Source organism: Pseudomonas sp. K5002 (assembly GCF_013386655.1).
Classification (GTDB): domain Bacteria; phylum Pseudomonadota; class Gammaproteobacteria; order Pseudomonadales; family Pseudomonadaceae; genus Aquipseudomonas.
In genome coordinates this window covers 1-1,870 of record NZ_JACARK010000619.1, presented here as the reverse complement: position 1 = coordinate 1,870, position 1,870 = coordinate 1, and the positions used below count along the sequence as shown (strand labels likewise).

At 63.0% G+C, this 1,870-nt stretch carries 3 protein-coding genes; 2 read left to right on the top strand and 1 reads right to left on the bottom strand.

Features of this window, described 5'->3' with window-relative positions; genetic code table 11:
• Positions 1-387, top strand: a 387-nt coding sequence (locus HX846_RS24835) for an RsmD family RNA methyltransferase (RefSeq protein WP_178966288.1), incomplete at its 5' end; no start/stop codon positions are given.
• Positions 388-517: 130 nt separating this feature from the next.
• Positions 518-1,513: a hydrolase gene (locus tag HX846_RS24830; RefSeq protein WP_087693252.1), complete on the top strand. Its 996-nt coding sequence runs from the start codon at positions 518-520 to the stop codon at positions 1,511-1,513.
• A gap of 47 nt (positions 1,514-1,560) precedes the next feature.
• On the opposite strand, the gene HX846_RS24825 is transcribed toward HX846_RS24830, so the two are convergent.
• Positions 1,561-1,870 (bottom strand): sulfurtransferase (locus tag HX846_RS24825; RefSeq protein WP_256739901.1); only part of this gene is annotated, 310 nt, incomplete at its 5' end.

Genomic DNA, 1,870 nt, shown 5'->3' with positions numbered 1-1,870 from the left:
GCGTTGTTCCTGGAGTCGCTGTCCCGTGGCGCGGCGCTGGGCCAGGCGCTGGATGCCAGCAATGTGGCGGTCGCCAGCCTCAAGGAACACCTGGGCACGCTGCGTTGCACCACAGGGCAAGTGCAGACGGCTGACGCGTTGCGCTACCTGGAAACCCAGGAAGCCCGTGAGTTTGACGTGGTGTTTCTTGATCCGCCGTTCAACCAGAACCTGCTGCCGACTGTATGTGCGCTGCTGGAAGAGCGTCAGTGGTTGGCGCCGGATGCCTGGATCTACACTGAAAGCGAAACCGCACCGTCCACACTCGGCCTGCCGGGCACGTGGCGCCTGCACCGCGAGCAGAAATCCGGGCGGGTGTATTACGCGTTGTGGCAACGCACCGTGTAGGAGCGAGCTTGCTCGCGAAGATCGTTAACGATGACGCGGGAAACCAGGGGAACGCGGTGATCTTGAGTTTTTCGCGAGCAAGCTCGCTCCTACAATGATTGGAGCAAGCCCATTCGGCACCGAGAATTTCATGACTCCGCCCCTCGACCGCTTCTCCCCCGCCTTCGGCCTCGGCAACCCGCACCTGCAAACGTTGTGGGGACCGCTGTGGCGCAAAACCACGCACATCGAACGCCAGCGCGAACGGCTGTGGCTGGCAGACGGCGACTTTCTCGACCTCGACTGGCATGGGCCCCATGACGCAACCACCCCGCTGGTGCTGGTACTGCACGGGCTGACCGGCTCGTCCAACTCGCCCTATGTAGCCGGCCTGCAAAAAGCCCTAGCAACCCAAGGCTGGGCCAGCGTCGCGCTGAACTGGCGTGGCTGCTCCGGCGAACCCAACCTGCTTGCCCGCAGCTACCATTCCGGCGCCAGTGAAGACCTGGCCGAAACCATCGCTCACCTGCGGGCCAAGCGCCCGTTGGCGCCGCTGTATGCGGTGGGGTATTCACTGGGCGGCAATGTGCTGCTCAAGTACTTGGGCGAAACCGGCGAAGCCTGCGGGCTGCAAGGCGCGGCAGCCGTGTCGGTACCGTTTCGCCTGGATCAGTGCGCCGATCGCATTGGCCTGGGCTTTTCTCGGGTTTATCAGAAACATTTCATGCGCGAAATGCTGGCCTATATCCGCGTCAAACAAAGCCGGTTTCTCAAGGATGGCCGCGAGGCAGGCCTGAAAACCCTCGCCGACCTGGGCTCGCTGGAGAAGATGCGCACGTTCTGGGACTTTGACGGCCGCGTCACCGCGCCGCTGCACGGGTTCCTCAGTGCCGAGGACTACTACCGCCGCGCCTCCAGCCGCTACTACCTCGGGGGCATTCGCACACCAACCCTGATCATCCAGGCCGCGGACGACCCGTTCGTGTTCGCCCACAGCCTGCCCGAGGCCAGCGAACTGTCGGATTGCACCGAGTTCGAACTGCTGGCCAAGGGCGGGCATGTCGGGTTTGTGGACGGCTCATTGAAGCAGCCAACTTACTACCTGGAACGGCGAATCCCGGAGTGGCTACTGACACAACGCCGATAAAAATGTGGGGGCTCCCACACTTTGGATCAGACCGGGTCAGGCAGACCTCAGTCGCCTGTTGCAACTTCCCGCTTTGGATCAGTGATCCACTCGCTCCACGACCCCGCGTACAACTTGCCCAACGGGTAACCCGCCAGGCACAGCGCAAACAGGTTGTGGCAGGCAGTCACGCCGGACCCGCAGTAGGCCACCAGGTCATCCGGCGAGCGGTCTTGCAGCTTGGCGGCGAAGCGTTGCTTGAGCTGGTCCGCCGGCAGGAAACGGCCGTCGCTGCCCAGGTTTTCATTGAATGCGGCACATTGCGCGCCGGGGATATGCCCGGCAACCGGGTCGATCGGCTCCACTTCACCACGAAAA

Excerpts from the sequence above, each read along its gene's own strand:
- HX846_RS24830 (WP_087693252.1), top strand. The coding sequence starts at position 518 with ATGACTCCGCCCCTCGACCGCTTCTCCCCCGCCTTCGGCCTCGGCAAC.